This is a genomic window from Lactobacillus equicursoris DSM 19284 = JCM 14600 = CIP 110162 (assembly GCF_001434815.1).
GTDB classification, from domain to species: Bacteria; Bacillota; Bacilli; order Lactobacillales; family Lactobacillaceae; genus Lactobacillus; species Lactobacillus equicursoris.
In genome coordinates this window covers 1-699 of record NZ_AZDU01000123.1, presented here as the reverse complement: position 1 = coordinate 699, position 699 = coordinate 1, and the positions used below count along the sequence as shown (strand labels likewise).

Below are 699 nucleotides of genomic sequence, written 5' to 3'. Positions count from 1 at the left end.
GTGCTGTTTACAAAAAGCGACGTAGCGTGAGTGGCATTTTAGATTTAGGCATTTCGCGGACTGAAGAAGTTGAACGAATTCCAATCTTAGAACCTTTTGAACTTCGAGAACTTGCTGAAGGTAACTCAGTTGTCTTGAGATTAATGCACACAAAAGACGGCGATGGCAAGGGTATTTACCAAAAGCCAATTATAAATAGACTTGAAGACGGTACAGCCTCAAAGCCTTTCTATGAATGGTGCCAATTAAAAGCAGTGCCGTGGAAGGATATGGGGGTCAATAACAAGTTTTTAATGATTGATCGTATACAAATGCAGTGGGAGCTACGGCCAAATAAACGTGTGATTGTAGGAACTGAAGCACCTGTATTAGAGCCAGAAAAGGAGGTGATAAATATGACTACCAATGAAGAAATTAAGGCGACAGCAAAAACACTGAAGGTAACACCAGTATTAATTGATGGCGACCGAGAATCCAAACCAATGACTGAAGAATCTGTTCGATGGATTGGAGACGATAGCCGGCTTGTTGACGAAAAAGAAGAAATTCTCAAGCATGCTGTGCAAACATTAGGGACAGGATTCTTGAGTGAACCTTACAATTCCGCGGTCAATATGACTACTCAAATTGCGATCAGAAATATCATTGACAATGACGGTGACCTTTTCAAAAATGCCGCTGTTAATAATGAGTACGGCG

At 41.1% G+C, this 699-nt stretch carries 1 pseudogene; it reads left to right on the top strand.

Going from position 1 to position 699, the window contains the following annotated elements:
• Nucleotides 1-26 precede the first annotated feature (26 nt).
• Nucleotides 27-699: pseudogene (locus FC20_RS09630) on the top strand (hypothetical protein); the annotation flags it as partial.